The following is a 21591-nucleotide window of genomic DNA, read 5'->3' on the forward strand; positions in this document are numbered from 1 at the left end:
CGGTTAAAAAAATGGTTACCAAGTCAAAAGCATGAGGCTATCTGCCTGCAGCGTTATGACAGTGCTAACCACCGGGACGCCTTCTGAGGGCAACTCCGGAACGGCGGAATCCAACACCACGCGCCACGCGCCTTGCGGTAGGCAAAACACCTGCTCGTGGGGACTGGGGTTAAGGAGCAGCAACACCGCATCCGGCGTGCCGGCCTGACGGGCGACCGCCATGGCGCCGCCGTGGGGCGCGTCCCAATCAGCGGGCTGCAAGGTGCGGCCGTCCGGCAAGGCCCAAGTAGCTACCTGGCCGCAACCAGTGGACTCTGCACTACTGCGCCACCAACCACTGGCTTGCAATGCCGGCAGTTGCCGGCGCAAGGCAATCGCGCGGGCCCAGAAAGCAGTTTCATGGTGGGCCAAGGCGTCCCAGCGCAACCAGGTCGTGGCATTGTCTTGGCAATAGGCGTTGTTGTTGCCGCCCTGGGTGTGGCCGAGCTCGTCGCCCGCCAGCAGCATGGGGGTGCCCAGGGACAAAACCGTGGCTGCCAGCAAGGTGCGGCGGTGCCGGGCTCGGGCCTCTTGCACCGCAGGCAGGTCGCTGGCGCCCTCGACGCCGTGGTTCACGCTCAAGTTGTGGCCATGGCCATCGCGGTTGTGCTCGCCGTTGGCCTGGTTGTGGCGTTCACAGTAGCTCACGACGTCCATCAAATTGAAGCCATCGTGGGCTGTCACAAAATTCACGCTGCTGTGCGCAGCACGCTGCCCGTGGGCAAATGCATCGGCTGAGCCGGCCAAGTGATGGGCCAAGGCACCACGGCTGGCGCTATGTCGCAGCCATGCGCTGCGCTGGGTATCGCGGAAACGGTCGTTCCACTCCAGCCACCCGTGCGGAAAAGCGCCCAGCTGGTAGCCACCGGGCCCGATGTCCCAAGGCTCCACCACCATCAGGCGATTGCGCAACACCGGGTCTTGGGCCACAGCCAACAACCACGGGGCGTGGGGCTGAAAGCGGTAGCCGGCCTCTTGGGTGCCACGCGCCATGACGGGCGCAAGGTCAAAGCGAAAACCATCAACCCCGAAGTCCTGCACCCAGGTGCGCAAGCTATCCATCACGGTGCGCAGCACGATCGGGTGGTTGAGATTGACGCAGTTGCCGCAGCCTGTCCAATTGATGTAGCGGGCAGGATCTTCGGGCTCCAGGTGGTAATAGGTGGCGTTGGCTATTCCGCGCAAGCTCAGCAGTGGGCCGAACTCATCGGTCTCAGCCGTGTGGTTGTAGACCACATCAAGAATCACCTCCAAGCCTGCAGCGTGCAAAGCATCGACCATGGCGCGGAATTCCGAGCGCGGGCTGCTGCCCGGTGTGCCGCTCCAATAGCGAGGCTCAGGCGCGCTCCAGGCAATGGGGCTGTAGCCCCAATAATTGCTGAGCCCCAGGTGCTGCAAGCGCTCTTCGTCGGCGCGCGCGGCCACCGGCATCACACTCACGGTGGTAATGCCCAAGGCTTTCAAATGTGCAATGGCTGCCGGATGCGCCAAGCCGGCATAGGTGCCACGCAAGTGCAGCGGCACTTCGGGGTGCAACTGGGTGAAGCCCTTGACGTGCAGTTCATACAGCACCCGCTGCGCGGGATCAATCTTTGGCCCTGCACTTGCGGGCGGCAAGGCGCTCACCACCCGCGCCTTGAGCGCGGTAGCTGAGTTGTCCCGTGGGTCGGGTTGCTGCACGCCGCGTGCGCTTTCAGGGGTGTGGGCCCAGTGCAGGTCGGACCCGTCGTAACGGCCCACGACCTCCCAGGCATAGGGGTCGAGCAACAACTTGGCCGGATTGAACCGGTGTCCCTGCGTGGGAGCCCAAGGGCCGTGAACCCGGTATCCGTACACTTGCCCTGCCCCTGCGCCGGGCAATAACCCATGCCAGACCGGCCCGGTGCGCGCCGGCAACGCGATGCGCTGCAGCTCGGTGGTGCCGGTGTCATCAAACAGGCACAGCTCCACGCGAGTGGCATCTGGTGCAGCCAACGCGAAGTTCACACCGTCTGCAGTGAAGCTCGCGCCCCACGCAGGGGCAGAGCCCGGCAACAAAGTCGTCAAAGGCATAGAAAGACTCATTCTTCTCCGGGAAAGAGCACAAGGCATGCCAAGGGCGGCAAAGTGATGACCAGTGACTGCCCATGGTGGTGCGCCGCTACCAGCTCGGTGCTGCGAGCACCCGAACTCAGGCTACTACCGCCGTAAACCCCGTTGTCGGTGTTGATGACTTCGCGCCACGCGCCGGCCACCGGCACACCGATGCGGTAGCCCGGCCGGGGCACGGGCGTGAAATTGCACACCACCACCACGACCCGACCGTCCAGGGCACGGCGCTGGAAGGCAATGACGGATTGGGTTGCGTCGTCGTGGGCAATCCAGGCAAAGCCGTCTGGCTCGATATCTTGCTCATGCATCGCAGGGAATGCGCGATACACCCGGTTCAGATCACGCACCAGCCTTTGCACGCCCTGATGCCGAGGGTCCTGCTCCAGATGCCACGGTAACTGGGCGCCATCGGCCCATTCGGTGGGCTGGGCCAACTCACCGCCCATAAACAGCAATTTCTTGCCGGGGTAGGCCCACATGAAACCGTACAGCGCGCGCAGATTGGCGAATTTTTGCCACTCATCACCGGGCATCTTGCCTAGCAAAGACGCTTTGCCGTGCACTACCTCGTCGTGAGAGAGTGGCAGTACAAAGTTTTCTGTGAAGGCGTACATCAGCCCGAAGGTGAGCTGGTTCTGGTGGTACTTACGGTGCACGCCGTCCATGGAAGCGTATTGCAGGGTGTCGTGCATCCACCCCATGTTCCATTTGTAGTGAAAGCCCAAGCCGCCACTTTGCAAGCCCGGCGATGGCGGCCGACTCACGCCGGGGAAGGCGGTGGACTCCTCTGCCAAGGTGATGGCGCCCGGCCGCTCAGTGCCCACCACATGGTTCATGCGGCGCAGAAACTCGATCGCCTCCAGGTTCTCGCGACCGCCGTGTTTATTGGGTATCCACTGCCCTGCGGCGCGGCTGTAGTCGCGGTAAAGCATGGAGGCGACCGCATCCACCCGCAGACCATCGATGCCGAAGCGCTCCAGCCAGTACAAAGCATTGCTCACCAAAAAGTTGCGCACTTCGGTACGGCCGAAGTTGTAGATCAGGGTGTTCCAGTCCTGGTGAAAACCTTCTTTGGGATCGGCGTACTCATACAGGTGGGTGCCATCAAATTCGGCCAGTCCGTGGGCATCACTAGGGAAATGCGCAGGCACCCAATCCAAAATCACACCGAGGCCCGCGTGATGCGCCGCATCCACAAAGTACTGAAAGTCTTCAGGCGACCCGAAGCGCGACGTGGGTGCGAAAAGGCCCAAGGGCTGGTAGCCCCAGGATCCGTCAAAGGGGTGCTCGCTGACCGGCAACAACTCCAGGTGGGTGAATCCCATCTCGCGCGCATAGGGCACCAAGGTGTCCGCTAACTCACGGTAGCTCAGCCACCGCCAGCCGTCGGCTTTGCGCCAGGAGCCCAAGTGCACCTCGTACACACTCAAGGGCTGGTGCAACCCATTGGCCTTTTGCCGGTCTACGCGCATCGGCAACTGGGGCGGCAAACCTGCGACGATGCTGGCGGTATCAGGCCGGAGTTGGGCTGCAAATGCAAACGGATCGGCCTTGGTGGTGATCGCGCCTTGTGCGTTCCACAGTTCAAATTTGTAGGCATCGCCCTTGCCGACATGGGGCACAAAGATTTCCCACACACCGCATTCGCGGCGCAAGCGCATCGGATGACGGCGCCCGTCCCACCCATTGAAGGAGCCGACCACCGAAACACGCCGGGCATTCGGCGCCCATACCGCGAAGCTAGTGCCGTCAATACCGCACATCTGGACCGGATGGGCACCGAGGCACTCGTAGGGGCGCAGGTGGGTGCCTTCCGCCAGCAGCCACAAATCCATGTCCTGGAGGACCACCGGAAAGCGGTAAGCATCCTCCAGCAAGGAAACGCCCGCCTCTGGATCCTGCCAAGAGACCTCCAGGCGGTAATCAGGGAAAGACGCTGCGCCAGGCAGCACCAGTGAGAAGACATCCGTGCCTTCGTGCCTTTGCAATTCGCCCAGCAGTTGGCCCGACACGCGATCCATAGCGCGGACCGTGCGCGCAGCGGGATACAGCGCAGTGATTTGCACACCGCCCTCAACGGTATGGGGCCCGAGAATGCTGAAAGGATCGGCATGTTGGGCCCGCATCAAGGCACCCAGGTCGTGGTCTGTCAGCATATGTCTCTCACATTCACCCGTGGCGAGTCCGCGGGCTTGTCATTGGTTTAAATCACAGCTTATTGCATAAGTCTGCAAAAAACCGGTCACCGGATGGCAAGCCGCACCAAAAGCGGAATTTTGTAACCGTTACCACCAAGAGTTACCAACATTGTGAAGGCTGAGTTGCCTCTAAAAAGGCTTGCCAATCAGGGTAAACGCTCGACCTGATAGCCCATTCGGCCTAACACTGCGGGCAAACCCCGATCTCCCGCCATGTGCAAACTCCCGACCGCAGCAAACACGCGCTGTCCTGCACGGTGCATGGCGTCAATCTGCTGCGCCATGGCGGGGTTTCGTTTGTCTAGAAGCCGCTGCATCTGTAACTTCTCCATCGGAGTTACCACGCATTCACACCATTGCTGGTAGGTGTCGAGGCGCTGCTGATCGCCGGACTCCCACATGCGCACCAGGTCCCGCAGGCTCTGACGCGCGGTACCGGCCTCGAGCTCTCGTAAACCGTCTTCCAGCATCCCGTGAGCTTCTGCTGCGTTAGCGGACAGCAAAGCTTGTAACTGCAGCTCGACGGTTTCCAGGGATACCACGGGCATGCCACGTTGCCGGGCAAAAAGCGATAAGTATGTCTCGGATCCGAACTGCGCTTCGAACCCATCCCGGCGTGCCAACGCCAAGGCGACGCCCGACAACAGCAGTTCCGACGGGCTCGTACCCACCGAATTCACCGGCAGGCACTGCATTTGCAGCTGGCGAACCAAACGCTGCCGCAACTCAGGGGCGAGTGGCCACGATGGCGCCTGCGCCAGCGCTACCCCCATGCGACGGGCGTTGTCAGGATCCAGAGGATCAAGCTCCAGCGCCAAGGTGCTTGCGTTCTGCAAAGCGCTTGCCATCGCAGGGCCTGCCGCCAACCAGTTGTCGCGACCTACATGCAAGGTGCCGTAGAGATAAGAGCTGTGTCCGTCCCGAGTAAGGCGCCAGAGAAATCCGCGATCCCGCGCCTGCGCCCGGGATGCAGCGAACATCTCGGCGCTCAAGGGCTTGCTCTCTGGCGGGCAATCAACGAGCCCGTCCTGGGCACGAGCATCCCGTGCGACAAAGGCTAAACCTGCGAAAAGCGCTATAAAAAGTAGAGCAACTTGCGCAAGCTTAGCGGGGGCCAGCACCCCAAAAGACCTGAAGAAAATCGCCTGACTCCGTATTAGCGCGGCTTACGGGCCGCTTTAAACGCCGGCTTCGGCGCACCTGTGTCGCGCGGGGGCAGCCCGGTGTGCTGTGTCAGCAATCGGCCCTTGACCGGTGCAGCGGCCTTACCCAAAGGCTGTACCCGCCCCGCAGCCGCCTTGACCGGCGCCACGGTGGAGTTCTTTTTACGGGCGCTCTGATAGCCACCATCCACCAGCGGCTGGAAGGTCGGAATCAAGTGATGCTTGCCATTACCAATCAGGTCGGAGCGGCCCATGGTCTTGAGCGCCTCGCGCAACAGCGGCCAGTTGTTGGCATCGTGGTAGCGCAAAAACGCCTTGTGCAAACGGCGGCGCTTTTCACCCCGCACGATGTCCACGGTTTCCTCTTCGCTCTGGGCGGTGCGATGCACACGCTTCAGGGTGTTGCGGCCGGAGTGATACATGGCCGTGGCCGTGGCCATCGGGCTCGGGTAGAAGGTCTGGACCTGGTCGGCACGGAAACCGTTTTTCTTGAGCCAGATGGCCAAGTTCATCATGTCTTCATCACTGGTGCCGGGGTGGGCTGCGATGAAATACGGAATCAGGTACTGCTTTTTGCCGGCTTCGGCGCTGAACTTCTCGAACAGCTGTTTGAATTTGTCGTAGCTGCCGATGCCCGGCTTCATCATCTTGGTGAGCGGGCCCTGCTCGGTGTGCTCAGGCGCGATCTTCAGATAGCCGCCCACGTGATGCTGCACCAGCTCTTTCACATACTCTGGGCTCTTCACCGCGAGGTCATAACGCAGGCCGGAACCAATCAAAATTTTCTTGATGCCCTTGAGCGCACGGGCGCGGCGGTAGATCTTGATGAGCGGGTCGTGGTTGGTGGTCAGGTTCTGGCAGATGCCGGGGTACACACAGCTGGGCTTGCGGCAGGCCGCTTCAATCTCGGGGCTGCGGCAGCCCAAGCGGTACATATTGGCGGTGGGGCCACCGAGATCAGAAATCGTGCCGGTGAAGCCTTTCACCTTGTCGCGGATATCTTCCACTTCTTTGATGATGGACTCTTCGGAGCGGCTCTGGATGATGCGGCCCTCGTGCTCAGTAATAGAACAGAAGGTACAGCCGCCAAAACAGCCGCGCATGATGTTCACGCTGAAGCGGATCATCTCCCAGGCCGGGATCTTGGTTGCGCCGTCATGGCCGCCGTTTTCATCGGCATAGGCTGCGTGGGGACTGCGGGCATACGGCAGGTCGAACACAAAGTCCATCTCCGCAGTGGTGAGCGGGATCGGTGGCGGGTTGATCCACACGTCACGCGCGGTCACGCCCTCCCCGTGCGCCTGCACCAAGGCCCGTGCATTACCGGGATTGGTCTCCAGGTGCAGCACCCGGTTGGCGTGTGCATAGAGCACCGGGTCGCTTTTCACCTGCTCATAGCTGGGCAAACGGATCACGGAGCGCTCGCGCGGTGGCACTTTGAGCTTGCCTTTGCCACTCGACAGCGCAGGGTTGGCGAAGAAGGTCAACGGTGCAATAGACGCATTGACTTCGGGTTTAGCGTCTTTTTGGCCTGTAGCGCTCGTGGAATCTGCGCGAGCAGCTCCTGATTTCATAGCACCAGCTGCCTCAGCTGCTGCCGCAGTCGCTTGGGCCTCGTCATCTTTGGCGCAAGTGGCACCGTTCTCGGCAGCTAACTCGCTGGTCGTCATGTAGGGGTTGACATGGGCCTCCACGCGGCCGGGCTCATCCACCGTGGTCGACGTGATCTCGAACCAGTCTTTGGCGGACTCGTCATCAGGGCGACGCACAAAAGCGGTGCCCCGGACATCGGTGATTTGCTCCACAGGCTCTTTGGCCGCCAGGCGGTGGGCAATCTCCACGATCGCACGCTCAGCATTGCCGTACAACAGCAGGTCGCACTTGGCATCTACGACGATGCTGCGGCGGACCTTGTCGCTCCAGTAGTCGTAATGCGCGATTCGGCGCAGGCTGCCTTCGATACCGCCCAACACGATCGGCGTGTCTTTGAAGGCCTCACGGCAACGCTGGCTGTAGACGATGGCCGCACGGTCGGGGCGCTTGCCGCCCACATCGCCCGGGGTGTAGGCGTCGTCACTGCGGATCTTGCGGTCTGCGGTGTAGCGGTTGATCATGGAGTCCATGTTGCCGCTGGTCACACCCCAGAAGAGATTGGGTTTACCCAAGGCCTTGAAGGCCTCAGCACTGGTCCAGTCAGGCTGGGCAATGATGCCCACCCGGAAACCCTGCGACTCGAGCATCCTGCCGATCACCGCCATGCCGAAACTCGGGTGGTCCACATAAGCATCGCCCGTGACGATGATGATGTCGCAACTGTCCCAACCGAGTTTGTCCATTTCTGCACGGCTCATGGGCAGGAAAGGGGCCGTGCCGAAGCGCGATGCCCAGTACTTGCGGTAGCTGGTGATCGGTTTGGCGGCGCGCGCGAAGAAAGAGACGTCGAGGGGAGCGTTCATGGGAGTCCGGGGGATAACCCGTAAGTGTAAGGTTTTGCGCTTCCCAGCGCACTAGGTGGGGCTTCTTCGCCCCACTGGCAATTCCGATTTTGAAGAGCGAGTCTCCAGCGGGACTGTGCGCATTCGGAAATTTCCTTGCTCAACAGCTTCCGAAACCGCCAAAAGCATGTTTTTTACCGGTACAAACCCCCATGCCCCATGAAGGGGCGGCATCAAATTTGCTGTGGTTACCCCGTAGAATGATTTTTTCTTTACGCAACCACCGGCTCTGTCCGGTACATCAAAGGACTTTTCCATGAAGAAACTCCTGCTGGCACTGGCAGCAACCTCCGTTTTGGCCGCCTGCGGCAAAAAAGAAGAAGCCGCTCCCGCAGTACCCGCTGCTCCTGCTTCCGCACCCGTTGCAGCCGCTCCTGCGCCAGAAGTAGGTCCCCTGAAGGTCGCGATTGATCCGACCTACGAACCCTTCACCTTCAAGTCTGCAGACGGCCAGCCCACCGGCTTTGACGTCGATGTCGCCAACGCCCTGTGCGAGCAGATCAAGCGCAAGTGCGAGTTCGTGGAACAAGTCTGGGACAGCATGATCCCCGGCCTGAACGCCAAGAAGTACGACGTCATCATCTCCTCCATGTCCATTACCGATGACCGCCTGAAGGAAGTGGACTTCACCGACAAGTACTACAACACCCCCAGCCGCTTGGTTCTGAAAAAGGGCGTCAAGTTCACCGACGCAGCCTCCATCAAGGGCAAAAAGATCGGTGTTTTGAAGGGTTCCACCCAAGAAAAATACGCCATGGGCGACCTGAAGCCTGCTGGCGTGATCGTGAACTCCTACGAAGCGCAAGACCAGGTGTACCTGGACATCAAGTCCGGCCGTCTGGACGGTACCGTGGCTGACTACATGGAAGTCACCGGTGGCTTCTTGTCCAAGCCTGAAGGCGCCAAATACGAATTGGTGGGCCCTGACTTGAAAATGCCCCAGTACTTCGGTTACGGCGCTGGTATTGCCCTGCGTAAGGGTGAAGACCAACTCAAGGGCGAGTTGAACGAAGCCATCAAGGCCATCCGCGCCAATGGCACTTACAAGACCCTGAACGACAAGTACTTTGCCAAGTACAACATCGACGTTTACGGCGAATAAATCTTGTAAAACCCACGCATCGGGGCGCAGTAGTGCGCCCCTTTGCGTTCCATGCGCCCACAGGCTTTCATGAATTCTTATTACGTCGCCATATTGCAGGGCTCGGTACTCACGGTTGGAGTTTCGCTGTGTGCCCTGCTGGTGTCCATTGTTCTCGGTCTGCTGGGCGCGGCGGCCAAGCTCTCCGGTCGTCCCGTGCTCGTCGCCATCTCCACGACCTACACCACCGTCATCCGGGGGGTACCCGATCTGGTCGTGATGCTTCTGGTGTTTTACGGTGGCACGATAGGTCTGAACCACTTGCTGGAACTCGCTGGTAGCAAAAAAACCGTCGACATCAATCCCTTTCTGGCCGGCGTACTTACGATCGGCTTTATCTACGGCGCCTACATGACAGAAACCTTCCGGGGGGCCATCCTGTCCATTCCCAAAGGCCAAATGGAGGCTGCTTGGGCCTTCGGCATGGGACGTGTCCGAGCTTTTGTGCGCATCACGGCACCGCAAATGGTGCGCTACGCCTTGCCGGGCTTCACCAACAACTGGTTGGTGCTCATCAAGGCCACTGCGCTGGTCAGCCTGATCGGCCTCAAGGAGATGACCTATCTCTCCAAACAAGCCAGCGCTGCGACACGCTCGCCTTTCGAATTTTTCCTGTTCACTGCAGCCTTGTTTTTGATCTACACCAGCATTTCCTTGTTCGTGCTGCGCAAAATCAATACCCGTTACAGCCTCGGTACCAAGCGGGGTGAACTATGAAATGGCACGTGATTTTTGAGCCGCAGAACCTGCAGCTCTACCTGACCGGTATCAGCACCACTTTGGGGCTGCTTTTGTCGTCCTTGGCCATTGGGGCCGTATTGGCGTTGCTATTCGCGCTGGCGCTGACCAGCCGCTGGGCTGTTCTGCGCTGGATCGTCGGCGCCTACACCTACGTGATTCGCGGCACGCCGCTTTTGATTCAGGTGTACTTGATTTACTACGGCTTGGGCCAGCTCGAATGGATTCAGGCACGCTGGGATGACGTCTGGCCCTGGACGCACTTCAAAGAGCCATTCTTCTGCGCCTTGCTTGCTTTCAGCTTGAACACTGCAGGTTACACCGCCGAAATGTTGGCGGGCGCCATCCGTGAAACGGCTGCGGGCGAGATTGAAGCGGCACAGGCTTACGGCATGAGCCGCTTTCAAGCCATGCGCCGCATTGTGCTGCCCAGTGCGTTGCGCCGCACCCTGCCCGCTTACAGCAACGAAGTGGTGATGATGCTCCAGAGTACCAGTCTGGCAAGTGCCGTACCGAGCATGCTCGATGTCACTGCCGCAGCGAGCCGGATTTACTCTGACTACTACCTGCCTTTTGAGGCCTACCTTGCGGCCGCAGCCATCTATCTGGTAGCGTCGTTCTGCCTGATTGGTTTGTTCCGCTTGGCAGAGAAGCACTTTTTGGCATACCTTGCCCCCCGTAAACACTGACCACCATGCAACGCAAAGACCACCCCCTGCTGTCCAACAGTTTGGGCAGCCTACGCACCCTGAGCAGCTTTCACTACGGTACGCCAGGCCAGGGGCCCAAGGTGTATGTGCAGGCGAGCCTGCACGCCGAAGAACTGCCCGGCATGTTGGCCGCATTCCATTTGCGTGCCTTGTTGGACCAGGCTGAGGCAGCCGGCCGGCTACGCGGCGAAGTCGTTCTGGTACCTGTGGCCAACCCGATCGGACTGGCGCAGCGCATCGACCACAAACCCATGGGCCGCTTTGAGCTCGACAGCTCGGAGAACTTCAACCGCCATTACCCGGACCTGGCCAAGGCCGTATACGACACCATCAAACCATTGATGGTTTCAGACCCTACCGCAAACGTGAAGGCGGTGCGCAAGGCCATAGGCCAGTTTCTGGACCAGTGGAAACCAGATACCGAGTTGCAAAGCCTGCGCCGTACGCTGCTGCTGCTATCGCACGATGCGGACCATGTGATCGACCTGCATTGCGACTGTGAAGGCGTGATGCACTTCTATACCGAGGAGCCTTGCTGGCCACAGCTGGAGCCACTCTCGCACTTGCTGCAATCGCGGGCCATTTTGCTGGCGCGCAACTCGGGCAGCGGTCCGTTTGATGAATGCCTGTCCGGCGCATGGTGGCAACTTGCCGACCGGCTGAAGCAAGATGGCATCGAGGTGCCCTTGCCACAAGGCTGCAACAGCACGACGGTGGAGCTGCGCGGCGAGTCTGACGTGTCCCACGCTTGGGCCAAGGCAGATGCGCAGGCTGTTTTTGACTTTTTGTGCATTGCCGGCGCGGTGCATTCAGCGACACCAGTTCAGGTACCTGCGGCTTTGGCCCAAGCGACCCCTTTGGCGGGCTCTGAAACACTCCATACCCCCTGCCCCGGTGTGGTGGCGTATATCGCCGATGTGGGCCAGACCCTGCAAAAAGGCGACCTTGTCGCCGAAGTCATTAATCCCATCGACAACACCAGCCATCCGATTTACGCTGGCGTGGCCGGTGTGTTTTATGCCCGGGTGCGCGATCGCTACGCCCACGCCGGTGCCGAAATCGGCAAGATTGCCGGTGCCACTGCATTCCGGACGGGCGAACTCCTGGGCGCTTAATTGCCCGATCGCCCGCTACTGAACCTGATACGACTGCTCAGAACATGACCGATAACAAGCCCCTGAAACTCCAGGTTGAGAACATCCACAAGCGCTTCGGCGGCAACGAAGTGCTTAAAGGCGTTTCGCTGTCCGCCCATGCCGGCGATGTGATCAGCATCATCGGAAGTTCCGGCTCCGGCAAAAGTACTTTCTTGCGCTGCATCAACATGCTGGAAAAGCCCAACCAAGGGCGCATCAATGTTGCAGGTGAAGAGCTGGCACTGATTGCCGGCCCGACCGGCGAACTGATGGCCAAAGATGCCAAGCAACTGCAACGCTTGCGCACCAAGTTGGCCATGGTCTTTCAGCATTTCAATCTCTGGGCCCACATGACGGTGTTGCAGAACATCATTGAGGTGCCAGTGCATGTGCTGGGCGTCCCCAAAGATGAGGCGGTTGCAACCGCACAAAAATACCTCGCCAAAGTCGGCTTGACCGGGGTGGAAGATCGCTACCCGGCCCACATGAGCGGGGGCCAGCAACAGCGAGTCGCCATTGCCCGTGCCTTGGCCGTAGAACCCGAGGTGATGTTGTTCGACGAACCGACCAGCGCGCTAGACCCCGAGTTGGTGTCGGAGGTACTCCGGGTTATGAAGAGCCTGGCCGAAGAAGGCCGCACCATGGTGGTAGTGACCCATGAAATGGGCTTTGCGCGTGAAGTTTCCAATCACCTGATCTTTTTGCACAAGGGCTTGATTGAAGAACAAGGGCATCCCGCGCAAGTCCTGACAGCCCCCCGGAGCGAACGACTGGCGCAGTTTCTCTCGGGCAGTTTGAAATAACACTGCGCGGCTGCAGTTGTGACTTCCAAAGGCAACAACTCCACCCTTTTTGAGCACCTTCCGATAGGTGCTTATCGCGCAGCTTTGGACGGCCGCATTCTCCAAGCCAACAACGCTTTTTTGCGGCTTCACCGTTGCGAAAATGAAGAGGAGCTCGGCCAGCTGCTCCAGGCCCGAAGCCTCAACCCTTACGTTCAGCCCCAGCGTCGCAAAGACTTCCTCGATGAGATGCGCAGGCACGGCAAAGTCAAAGACTTTGTGTCGGAAATGTTCCGACTCCAAGGAGGACAGCGAATCTGGGTGCGGGAACACGCCCACGCCCTCCATGACAAACTGGGGCAGGTCGTTGCCTTTGAAGGCACGATTGAAGACATCACCCGTGAACGCAACGCCCGCGTAGCGCTGCGCAAAAACGAGGTGATGCTCCGCAATGTGCTGCAAACCATCCCCGACCAGATATGGGTCAAGGACCTCCAAGGCGTTTATCTTCTGTGCAACGACGCATTTGCCCAGGCACTCGGCGTACAGGCCGAAGACATCATCGGCACCCGCGATGCCAATTGGGTCGAAGACTCAGCGGCCGAAGCATTCGCGCTGTCCGACCAATGGGCGTTAAAAAGCGACAAGACCGTCACGTTTGAAGAAGGCAGCGCCACCAAAATCAACCCGAGCGGCGCCACCTTCGAAGTCCATAAAACACCCATGCGGGATGCGCAAGGCAAGACCATCGGTGTTCTCGGTGTCTCGCGCAACATCCAGGACCGCAAAGACGCAGAAGCGATGTTGCGCGACACCACCGAGCAACTCGAGTTGGCCATCATGGGGGCAGATCTTGGGCGCTGGGACCATGACCTGCGGCAAGAGCCGGGGTACATGATGGATTTGCGTGCATTCGCCATGCTGGGCTATATGCCGGGCGATGCCCAATCCCCCCGCTCTTTGAGCGAATTCATTCACCCGGACGACTTGGCACCTCTCGGTGTGGCGGTTTTACGGCACCTCAAGGGGCACAGCACCTCCTTCCGGGCGGAGTACCGGGCCCGGCACGCCGATGGTCGCTGGATCTGGCTCAGCAGCCGCGGCAAAGTGGTGCAGACCAGCCAAGACGGCACACCCCTGCGTATGGTCGGTACCCTGATGGACATCACCGCGCGCAAGCAAACGGAAGACTCGCTGCGCGCCGCCCAGGTCGAATTGCAAGCCACCCTTGATGCGTTACCCGACCTTTTGTTCGAGATCGGTGAAAAAGGCCATTACCGAGCGGTGCACAGCGGAAACAAAAATGCACTTTTCGTGGAGCCAGACTTTTTGATAGGCCGCAGCATCCAAGAGGTCCTGCCCCAGGAAGCTGCCACCGCCTGTATGGCCGCACTCTCGCAAGCCATTCAAAAAGGTCGCTCAAGCGGAGTCCAGTACTACCTCGACCGTCACGGTAGCCGCCAATGGTTTGAGCTCTCAGTGGTTCGCAAGCCCACCGTGACCGACGAAGAAATACGCTGTATTGCGATTGCGCGCGACATCACCGAGCGCAAAGAAGCGGAGGAAGCGATCCGCCATCTGGCATTCCATGACCCCCTGACCGGTTTGCCAAATCGCAGGCTCCTGACCGATCGGCTTCACAGCGCGATTGCCTACAGCCAGCGCAGCAAAGAGCACGGGGCCTTGATGTTCATGGACCTGGACCATTTCAAGCGCCTGAACGACTCCCTCGGGCACGACGTGGGCGACCTCCTCCTCCAAGAAGTGGCCCGTCGCTTGCAAAAAATTGTCCGGCAGGTGGACACCATTGCGCGTATCGGCGGGGATGAATTTGTGCTCTTGCTCCAAGACGTCGGGGAAGACGCAACCGCTGCGCGCAAACACGCCTCCATCGTGGCCTTCAAAGTACTGTCAAGCCTCAATGAGCCCTACGAGCTACCGGACACCACTTACCGCACCACGCCGAGTATTGGCGTCTGTTTGTTCTTGGGTGAGACCCACTCCCCGGCAGACCTGCTGAAGAACGCCGACACTGCCATGTATGTTGCCAAGCAAAAAGGGCGCAACAACGTGTGGTTTTACGAAGATACTGCGCCCGACACCCCCACGAGAGCCGCTTAGGCGGGCTCTTGGCACGTCAGCGGCCCCCTACCCTGAGACATTGAATCGTATGTTGAATTTTCTTCCTTCTGCTTTGGTGGGTTTGATCGCTGGACTCCTCCTGACCATCAACATCCTGTTTTGGGTGCCGATCCTGTTGGTCTTTGCGATCATCAAACTGGTACTTCCATTCAAGGCAGTGCGCCTTCGCATAGACCCCGTCATTCTGTCCATCGCTGAAAATTGGATCAGTGGCAACAGTGGCTGGATGAAGCTGACCCAGCGCGCTACTTGGGATGTGCAAGGCCTTGAGGGCCTGCGCCCCGACCAGTGGTACATGGTGAGCAGCAACCACCAGAGCTGGGTCGATATCTTTGTGTTGCAGCACCTGCTAAACCGGCGCATTCCCTTACTCAAGTTCTTTCTCAAGCAACAGCTGATCTGGGTCCCGGTGATGGGCCTGGCATGGTGGGCGCTCGAATTCCCGTTTATGCGCCGCCACAGCGAGGCCTATCTGAAAAAGCACCCGGAAATGCGTGGCAAAGACCAGGAAACCACCCGTAAAGCCTGTGAAAAGTTTGCACTCATCCCCACCAGCGTCATGAACTTTCTGGAGGGCACACGTATGACGCCGGCCAAACACGCCCAGCAACAATCCCCCTACACCCACTTGCTCAAACCCAAAGCGGGGGGATTGGCCCTCGCGTTACAGGCGATGGGTGACAAGTTTCACAGTGTTCTGGACGTGACGATTTACTACCCCGATGGCATTCCCACTTTTGGAGACTTTCTGTGCGGGCGTATGCGCCGCGTGGTGGTGCGCGCCCGGTCTATCGAAATTCCTCCGGAACTGCTCAACGGAAACTACGGTGAGGACGCCGAGTTCCGAGCGGGATTCTCCGCTTGGGTTGCCGAGTTGTGGCGCACCAAAGACACCGAGTTGGCCCGATTGAAAGCGGATCATCAATCCATAGAAAAAAGGGGCAGCTAGCCCCCTTAAATCCTGCATAGTTAGCTATCTATTTGATAGCAAATTTATTCAGCGTTGAGGTGTTTTTCCGGTTTCGTCGGACAGCACAATCTCCACACGGCGGTTGAGCTGTCGATTAGCGGCGGTGTCATTGGAAGCCACAGGATATGACTCGCCATAGCCACGCACGGTGATGCGTTCGCTACCTACGCCCATTTGCAAAAGTGCATCACGTACGGTTTGACCGCGACGCTCTGACAACTGTTGGTTGTAAGGGTCTGCACCCGTGCTGTCCGTAAAGCCCTCGACCAGCACATTGCGCGTCGGGTTTTGCTGCAGCACTTCGGCCAGCTTCTGCGCGCTACGCAGACCGCCGGCGGTGAGACTGGCTTTATCGCTACCGAAAAGAACATCGCCCAGAGTGATCACCATGCCACGGTCCGTCTTCCTCGCAGCCAGATCGGCGAGTTGGCTCTCTAACAACGCGGTGCGGCGGTTGGCATCTGTCGTGGCTTGGCGGGCCGCATCCGTGGCACGCTGCGCATCCATCGCTTGGCGCTCGGCGTTGTTGGCTTGGCGTTGCGCCATGTCGGCGTTGACTTGGGCCTGCTGCGCATTGGCGTTGGCCTGATTGACCTCGTTGGTGCGTTGGGTGAGCTGCAACTGATCGCGCTCCCGGCCGCTTCGAGCCATATCTACCTCGGCCGTTCTTTGTTTGACGACCTCCTGGGTGATCGCAATTTTTTGTCGGGCCACATAGGCCAATTGGTCGACCTTATCGGAATCAGCGCTTTGCATTGCAGCGAGATTGGCCTCTTGCATCGCGTCACTGGCTTGCTTCATTTCCAGCGGGGCGAAGTTGTTCACGTTGGGGTTACGCTGGGCTTGGGCGTAATCGCTGCGGGCACTCTCCAGCAAGGAAGTACTGGTCGGCGCAGACGCACAGGCACCCAACAAAATAGCAATGGCCAATGCAGCGGGGGTCAGGTAGTGGTGTTTCATGGGGGTGTCCTTTGATGGAATTGAAAATTCGGGGTGGGCTTTGTGAGCCATTTATTTGGCGGCGTTAGCGCGGTCCAACTCGTCGCGCAGCACGCGTATATCGTCCTGTAGCGCATTGGCAACCCCCTGAGCCTTGGCCGTGTTGGCCTTGCTTTGTGCCAACTTGTCAAACGCAGTTTCGATTTGATACAGCTGTCGAACGCAAACGCGGCGTGGATTTGATACACCGTTGTGTGGGGCGATTGTCTGTTTTGTCTTTGCTTGTCTTTCAAGCAGTCAGTGGCTCGCCACTGACTGCTTGGCGCCCTTAGGCTGCCTGTTCCTCCTGTGTATCAAGGTGACTGCGTTTTCGTTTGAGTAGGGTATTGCTGCTGGCGGCAATCACACCGGCACGCCGCTTATCTTTCAGGCGATAGGAGTCTCCTGAAATCGGGACCACATGGGCGTGGTGGAGCAGTCGGTCAAGTAGCGCCGCTGTCAGCGTGGCATCGTCTGCAAACGTCTGGTCCCATTGCCCAAACGGCAGATTGGAGGTCAGGATGAGACTTCCCACTTCATAGCGTTTGGCAATGACTTGGAACAGAAGATTCGCCTGTTCCCGATTCATGGGAAGGTACCCGACCTCGTCAATGATCAACAGCCGGTAGGGACGCACGATGCGTTTGATAGCCTCTTCCAGGGTGTTCTGCCGTAGTGCCGTGCTCAGTGTCATCAGCAGATCTGCCGCCGTGATGAAACGCGTCTTGATTCCAGCCTGGGTTGCCCTGTAGCCCAAGGCGATGGCCAAGTGGGTTTTGCCCACCCCACTGGCGCCCAGCAAGACCACGTTCTCGCTGCGCTCCACGAAGGCCAGACTGCCAAGCTCCTGTACCAGGGGTTTGGGCACGCCGCTGGCAAACTGGAAGTCAAACTCATCAAGCGTCTTGATGGCGGGGAAGCCCGCTATGCGCGTGAGCATGGCGCGTGTTCTCTCCACTCTGGCTAGAGCCTCGCCACGCAAGGCTTGCTCCAGGAACTCCAGGTACCCCAGCTCTTTCTTGGCCGCCATTTGCCCCAAGTGGGCAAGCTGATCGGGTAAGTTGAGCAGGCGCAGCTGATCACACAGTTCACGCAGTCTTTCCATTTGCAGGCTCATGGTCGTCCTCCTGCTGAGGCTTGGTTGTGCACCAGCGTGTCATACATCGCCAGAGGATGCTGCAGGCCTCGCCATGCCGCGGCTGGAATTGGCCGGACTGCTGCGCCGCTACCGGTGACTTTTTGCAATTGACGCACTGTTCGCCCACTGTAGGCGCTGGGGATGGCCAGCAGATGTGTGCGCTCCTGTTGCAAAGCCAGTGCCGGCACACACCCAGTGGTTCCGTGGATCCGCACATTGGCAACGTCACGCAGCCAGGTGCGCATTTCCCGATTGGCTGTGTCCGCGTCCACCACCAAGCATTGCTGCTTCATACTCGCCACCAATGGCACCCAGAAGCTGCGCCGGATGTAGCCATTCATGCGTTCGACTTTGCCCTTGGTCTTGGCCCGATAGGGCTTGCACACCCGCGGCACAAAGCCATGGTGGTGCGCAAAGTCAGCAAAGGCACCCTGGAACTGGTGCAGGTTCTTGCCGTAGGCGTCACGCTTGAGGATGACGGTCTTCATGTTGTCGTACAGCACTTCACGGGTGACTCCACCAAAGCTCTCGAACGCCCTGACATGGCACGCCAGTAGTGTCTCCAGCTTCATGTCTGTGACAAACTCCGCGAAGGTCGCCCGGCTGTGGCCAAGCGTTGCCACAAACGCCGCCAACATGCCGTCTTTATGCCCAGACTTGCGGAACTCGATCCAGTCCATCTGCATTTGCTCACCGGGCTGGGTCTCGAACCGCACAACCGGATCCGGGCGCGCCTGTGGACGCAACTCCTTGAGGTACTCCTGCAGGATGCGCACGGAGCCCGTATACCCCTGTGCGGCAATCTCACGCTGCAGCACCGTTGCGGGAATCCAATCAGGCTTGGCCGCCTGAATACGTCCAGCCAAGTAGTCCTTGAATGGATCGAGCTTGCTTTTACGTTCCGGCAGTTTCTTCATGGCCGGCGGACCGCCCTCCAAATACTTACGCACCGTGTTGACTGCCATTCCAGTTTGCGCCGATATCTCGCGCAAGCTCAGCCTGTGCTTCCTTAAAACCTTGAGTTCCATGTACTCCTCGTTCGTAATCATTGCCAGTCCCATCCATGGTTCGGATGGCTTGGCACGTTAGTCGAGGTGTATCAATTCCTCACCGCGTTTGCGTGTCATTTTCATACTGCGCGTGACAAACTTGGCGTCCGCTTGCGCCTGGGTTGCCAGCTCCGAGGCCGCTTGGTAGTCGCGGTCGACCATGGCCTTGTTAGCACGGGTTAGCTTTTCACGGGCTGCCGTCATTTCAGCGGGTGCAAACTGCATCCCATCAGCGCCGGCCGCGTTGCTGACCGCCTCGCGAGACACGGCTATTTGTGCAGTGGCACTGGTTTGGGGCTGGTTGGCGCAGCCCGCGCCGGCTGTTGCAACCAGAGCGGCAATCAGCAGTAAACGGGATGTGGGGTGGGATGTGAGGTGGAATGTCATGGTGTTATCTCCGGTAGACCGGGTGCTCGTGGCCCCCTGTGGGTGGTAATAAACAACACTGCGAAGAGCGGTGTTGCGATGAATGAAGCTTGATGCCCTAGCACCCTGTTGCGAAGCGGCCGAGACCGCTAGTTCCCGTAGTCCCTCTCCTACGTCATCAGCACCTGTCAGTGCCCTCCTACATCGCTGCAGCGTCCTTACCGGCAGCATGTCGAGCGACTGGCCGATGCCTCGTATTGCCAGACCGTCGCACACTGGGCGCTGTCAAAAAACCCGGCGACTCCAACGCCACTACCTCAGGAAATCCATGAAAACAGAATCCATCACCACCTCTATCCAAAATGCAGCGGACCAGGTGGCCCCCTTGCTGCACCGTGCAACAGACGAAGCTAACGCGTTAACCCAACGCGGCCTGCACGCCGTGCAGGACGGTGCGCTGCAACTGCGCGAGAAAGCCAGTCGTACAGGCGAAGCCACAGTGCGATACATCCAGCAAGAACCGGTGAAGTCGGTATTGCTGGCTGCTGCAACAGGCGCGGTACTGATGGGTGTGATCAGCCTACTAAGCCGCTCGCGCAGCCATTGAACGCACCTGCGCAACGTTCAGACCCAACATGCTGCACCCGATATTTCATTTAATCGCCAACCAGCCACAGCTCTTGGGCAACCATGCGCAGGCCTACAGTGAACTCATCGGCACCGAGCTGGCGCTCCAAAGCACCGCTTGGATACGCCGGGCACTGCTCGGTGCGGTCATGCTGGGCCTGCTGTGTGTGTCAGTGGTGCTGGCTGGCGTTGCCATGATGTTCTGGATCACCCAAATGAATGCCAATCCATCGGCGACCTTGTGGGTACTGGCGTCGGTACCCGCAGTGCCGGCTGTCATGGCGGCAGTGTGTGGCGTGATCTTGTTGAACGTTCGCACTGAACCGGCATTTGCCGAACTGCGCCGCCAAGCGCAGGCCGATATCGCCTTGCTCCGTAGTTTGCCGACATGAACAACGCCACACTCAGTGCCGTAGAGAAGCTGACCATTTCGCGCGAGTGCCTTCGGGCAGCACTCGCGACAAGCAGCACCAGCGATGCCAACAGACGCAGCGATGCCGCCAGCCCCGGACTCTTTGACGCTTTAAAAACCATCTTGCCTGGCGGCACTATGCTGTGGGATGCAGTCGGCCCGAGCTTGAGGCACTGGTGGGAACAACACCCCTTGCACACCAGCAGCGAATTGGTAGGTGACGTCATCCAAGCTTGGGTGCGTCCGATGGTTCAACGCCACCCGGTGGCTGCCGTGGCCACCGCATTAGCGCTTGGCGCCACCTTGGTATGGGCTCGACCATGGCGCTGGACTTTCAAGCATCCCGTGCTCAGCGCACTCGGCCCGTCCCTGCTCACCCGTGGTTTGGCGTCCGGACTGGTACAAACCTGGCTGGCCACCGCACTGTCGAAGATGACACACGCCCCTGCCCCACCTCAAGCGCCTCATCCCGACGCACCGCCGGTACGACCTAATTAGTCGCCGCTTGGCCCGGCTAAGGCGTTGACAACCCTTGCCGGTATTCGGCAGGGCCTCAGGCTTTCAGCATGCACACAACCGATCCGAATGCGGCCCTTGGCTAGCAACATGTCGCCCCGAAATGCCTCTTGCACGATCACCATGCTGGCAGCACCTTGCTCTTCGACACGCACCGTTACGTGCAGCAAGTCGTCCAGACGGGCTGGCGCCAGATAGCGGGTTTGCACCTCGACAACCACAAACATGGCGCCGGTGTCGTCACGCAAGCGCTGCTGCTCCACGCCGGCTGCGCGCAACCATTCGGTGCGGGCCCGCTCAAAAAACTTCAGGTAGTTGGCATAAAACACAACGCCACCCGCGTCGGTGTCTTCCCAATACACCCGGACTGGAAAAGTAAACGTACTCACAGCGAGGCGGCAAGGGCCTCGAGCTGCTTGGTAGCTGCATCCCACCCTTGATGAAAACCCATGGCCTCGTGCTGTTTTTGGTCTGACTCCGTCCAATGCAGGGCACGGGCGATGTAGTGGGTGCCGCCGTCTGCGCTATCCGCAAAGGCGATGTCACCTACCATGAACGGCTTCGCACTGGGAACCCATGCACTCACAAACGCATCGGTGAAAACCAGTTGGCGCCCCGCATCTACCGTCAAAAAAACACCGGGATTCGGCACCTGCTCTCCGTTGGGGCCCACCATGTGGGTGAAAAACCGGCCGCCGGGGAACAGCTCCATCTCAGCATGGCTAACGCCCCAGGGTTTCGGGCAAAACCACTGACACAGGAGCTCTGGCTCTGTCCAGCAGCGCCACACCGCAGCGCGTGGCGCGGCCAAGGTGCGTTCAAGAAGCAAGGGGTAAGCGGGTGACGAAATCGACATAACGGACTCCGGAAATTCAAGCAGCCGGCCGAGTGTAGCCCGCT

The 21591-nt window shown here is 59.4% G+C and carries 21 protein-coding genes; 10 read left to right on the forward strand and 11 right to left on the reverse strand.

Translation table 11 applies throughout. From position 1 onward, the window contains the following. Window positions 1-15 precede the first annotated feature (15 nt). The 5 genes from glgX to RAE21_RS06925 all read right to left on the reverse strand — a co-directional run bounded on the left by glgX (window position 16) and on the right by RAE21_RS06925 (window position 8244). A complete protein-coding gene (gene glgX / locus RAE21_RS06905) occupies window positions 16-2091 on the reverse strand; it encodes a glycogen debranching protein GlgX (RefSeq protein ID WP_313880727.1) in 2076 nt (691 codons plus the stop codon). Between the two features lie 8 nt (window positions 2092-2099). Further along, the gene (glgB, locus tag RAE21_RS06910) at window positions 2100-4286 is read right to left on the reverse strand and encodes a 1,4-alpha-glucan branching protein GlgB (protein WP_313880728.1); all 2187 of its coding nucleotides are present in this window, start codon (window positions 4284-4286) and stop codon (window positions 2100-2102) included. Window positions 4287-4474: 188 nt separating this feature from the next. Continuing rightward, window positions 4475-5308, reverse strand: coding sequence for a TraB/GumN family protein (locus RAE21_RS06915; protein WP_313880729.1), 834 nt, complete (start codon window positions 5306-5308; stop codon window positions 4475-4477). 176 nt (window positions 5309-5484) lie between these two features. Continuing rightward, entirely contained in the window at window positions 5485-7947 is a 2463-nt protein-coding gene (locus tag RAE21_RS06920) for a YgiQ family radical SAM protein (RefSeq protein WP_313880730.1), read from the reverse strand. Window positions 7948-7998: 51 nt separating this feature from the next. Continuing rightward, a complete protein-coding gene (locus tag RAE21_RS06925) occupies window positions 7999-8244 on the reverse strand; it encodes a hypothetical protein (protein WP_313880731.1) in 246 nt (81 codons plus the stop codon). On the opposite strand from RAE21_RS06925, the gene RAE21_RS06930 reads away from it, so the two are divergent. From RAE21_RS06930 to yihG, 7 genes are all read left to right on the forward strand, one after another. Next, window positions 8243-9088: an ABC transporter substrate-binding protein gene (locus RAE21_RS06930; RefSeq protein WP_313880733.1), complete on the forward strand. Its 846-nt coding sequence runs from the start codon at window positions 8243-8245 to the stop codon at window positions 9086-9088. The genes RAE21_RS06925 and RAE21_RS06930 overlap by 2 nt on opposite strands. Window positions 9089-9157: 69 nt before the next feature. Continuing rightward, complete coding sequence (locus tag RAE21_RS06935; RefSeq protein WP_313880734.1) at window positions 9158-9844, forward strand: ABC transporter permease; 687 nt, start codon at window positions 9158-9160, stop codon at window positions 9842-9844. Further along, window positions 9841-10554 carry an ABC transporter permease gene (locus RAE21_RS06940; protein ID WP_313880735.1) on the forward strand — a complete coding sequence of 238 codons (714 nt, stop codon included), beginning with the start codon at window positions 9841-9843 and terminating at the stop codon, window positions 10552-10554. Before RAE21_RS06935 ends, RAE21_RS06940 begins: the two co-directional genes overlap by 4 nt. Window positions 10555-10559: 5 nt before the next feature. Continuing rightward, entirely contained in the window at window positions 10560-11690 is a 1131-nt protein-coding gene (locus RAE21_RS06945) for a succinylglutamate desuccinylase/aspartoacylase family protein (protein WP_313880736.1), read from the forward strand. Between the two features lie 44 nt (window positions 11691-11734). Beyond that, window positions 11735-12514 (forward strand): ABC transporter ATP-binding protein, encoded by a 780-nt coding sequence (locus RAE21_RS06950; protein WP_313880737.1) that lies wholly within the window; start codon window positions 11735-11737, stop codon window positions 12512-12514. A gap of 18 nt (window positions 12515-12532) precedes the next feature. Continuing rightward, window positions 12533-14614: a diguanylate cyclase domain-containing protein gene (locus RAE21_RS06955; protein WP_313880738.1), complete on the forward strand. Its 2082-nt coding sequence runs from the start codon at window positions 12533-12535 to the stop codon at window positions 14612-14614. 49 nt (window positions 14615-14663) lie between these two features. After that, window positions 14664-15584: a 1-acylglycerol-3-phosphate O-acyltransferase, YihG family gene (gene yihG, locus RAE21_RS06960; protein ID WP_313880739.1), complete on the forward strand. Its 921-nt coding sequence runs from the start codon at window positions 14664-14666 to the stop codon at window positions 15582-15584. A 48-nt stretch (window positions 15585-15632) separates the two neighbouring features. Here the strand turns inward: yihG and RAE21_RS06965 are convergent, their stop codons facing one another. From RAE21_RS06965 to RAE21_RS06980, 4 genes are all read right to left on the reverse strand, one after another. Continuing rightward, complete coding sequence (locus RAE21_RS06965) at window positions 15633-16565, reverse strand: OmpA family protein (protein WP_313880740.1); 933 nt, start codon at window positions 16563-16565, stop codon at window positions 15633-15635. 307 nt (window positions 16566-16872) lie between these two features. Continuing rightward, complete coding sequence (istB, locus tag RAE21_RS06970) at window positions 16873-17700, reverse strand: IS21-like element helper ATPase IstB (RefSeq protein WP_313879687.1); 828 nt, start codon at window positions 17698-17700, stop codon at window positions 16873-16875. Then, window positions 17697-18770: an IS21 family transposase gene (istA, locus tag RAE21_RS06975; RefSeq protein WP_428984048.1), complete on the reverse strand. Its 1074-nt coding sequence runs from the start codon at window positions 18768-18770 to the stop codon at window positions 17697-17699. The genes istB and istA overlap by 4 nt, the downstream gene beginning before the upstream one ends. 36 nt (window positions 18771-18806) lie before the next feature. Continuing rightward, window positions 18807-19157 (reverse strand): DUF4398 domain-containing protein, encoded by a 351-nt coding sequence (locus RAE21_RS06980; protein ID WP_313880741.1) that lies wholly within the window; start codon window positions 19155-19157, stop codon window positions 18807-18809. A 307-nt stretch (window positions 19158-19464) separates the two neighbouring features. Between RAE21_RS06980 and RAE21_RS06985 the strand changes: the two genes are divergently transcribed. From RAE21_RS06985 to RAE21_RS06995, 3 genes are read left to right on the forward strand one after another with little or no spacing between them, the layout of a single operon-like run. Next, window positions 19465-19743, forward strand: coding sequence for a hypothetical protein (locus RAE21_RS06985; protein WP_313880743.1), 279 nt, complete (start codon window positions 19465-19467; stop codon window positions 19741-19743). Between the two features lie 28 nt (window positions 19744-19771). Continuing rightward, on the forward strand, window positions 19772-20155 hold the full coding sequence (locus tag RAE21_RS06990) for a hypothetical protein (RefSeq protein ID WP_313880744.1): 384 nt from the start codon (window positions 19772-19774) through the stop codon (window positions 20153-20155). Beyond that, a complete protein-coding gene (locus RAE21_RS06995; protein WP_313880745.1) occupies window positions 20152-20673 on the forward strand; it encodes a hypothetical protein in 522 nt (173 codons plus the stop codon). The genes RAE21_RS06990 and RAE21_RS06995 overlap by 4 nt, the downstream gene beginning before the upstream one ends. Here RAE21_RS06995 and ybgC read toward each other — a convergent pair. After that, window positions 20670-21080 carry a tol-pal system-associated acyl-CoA thioesterase gene (ybgC, locus tag RAE21_RS07000; protein WP_313880746.1) on the reverse strand — a complete coding sequence of 137 codons (411 nt, stop codon included), beginning with the start codon at window positions 21078-21080 and terminating at the stop codon, window positions 20670-20672. The genes RAE21_RS06995 and ybgC overlap by 4 nt on opposite strands. Then, window positions 21077-21547, reverse strand: a complete 471-nt coding sequence (locus RAE21_RS07005; RefSeq protein WP_313880747.1) for an SRPBCC family protein — start codon at window positions 21545-21547, stop codon at window positions 21077-21079. The genes ybgC and RAE21_RS07005 overlap by 4 nt, the downstream gene beginning before the upstream one ends. Window positions 21548-21591: the final 44 nt, after the last annotated feature.

This window comes from Rhodoferax potami (genome assembly GCF_032193765.1).
GTDB classification, from domain to species: Bacteria; Pseudomonadota; Gammaproteobacteria; order Burkholderiales; family Burkholderiaceae_C; genus Allorhodoferax; species Allorhodoferax potami.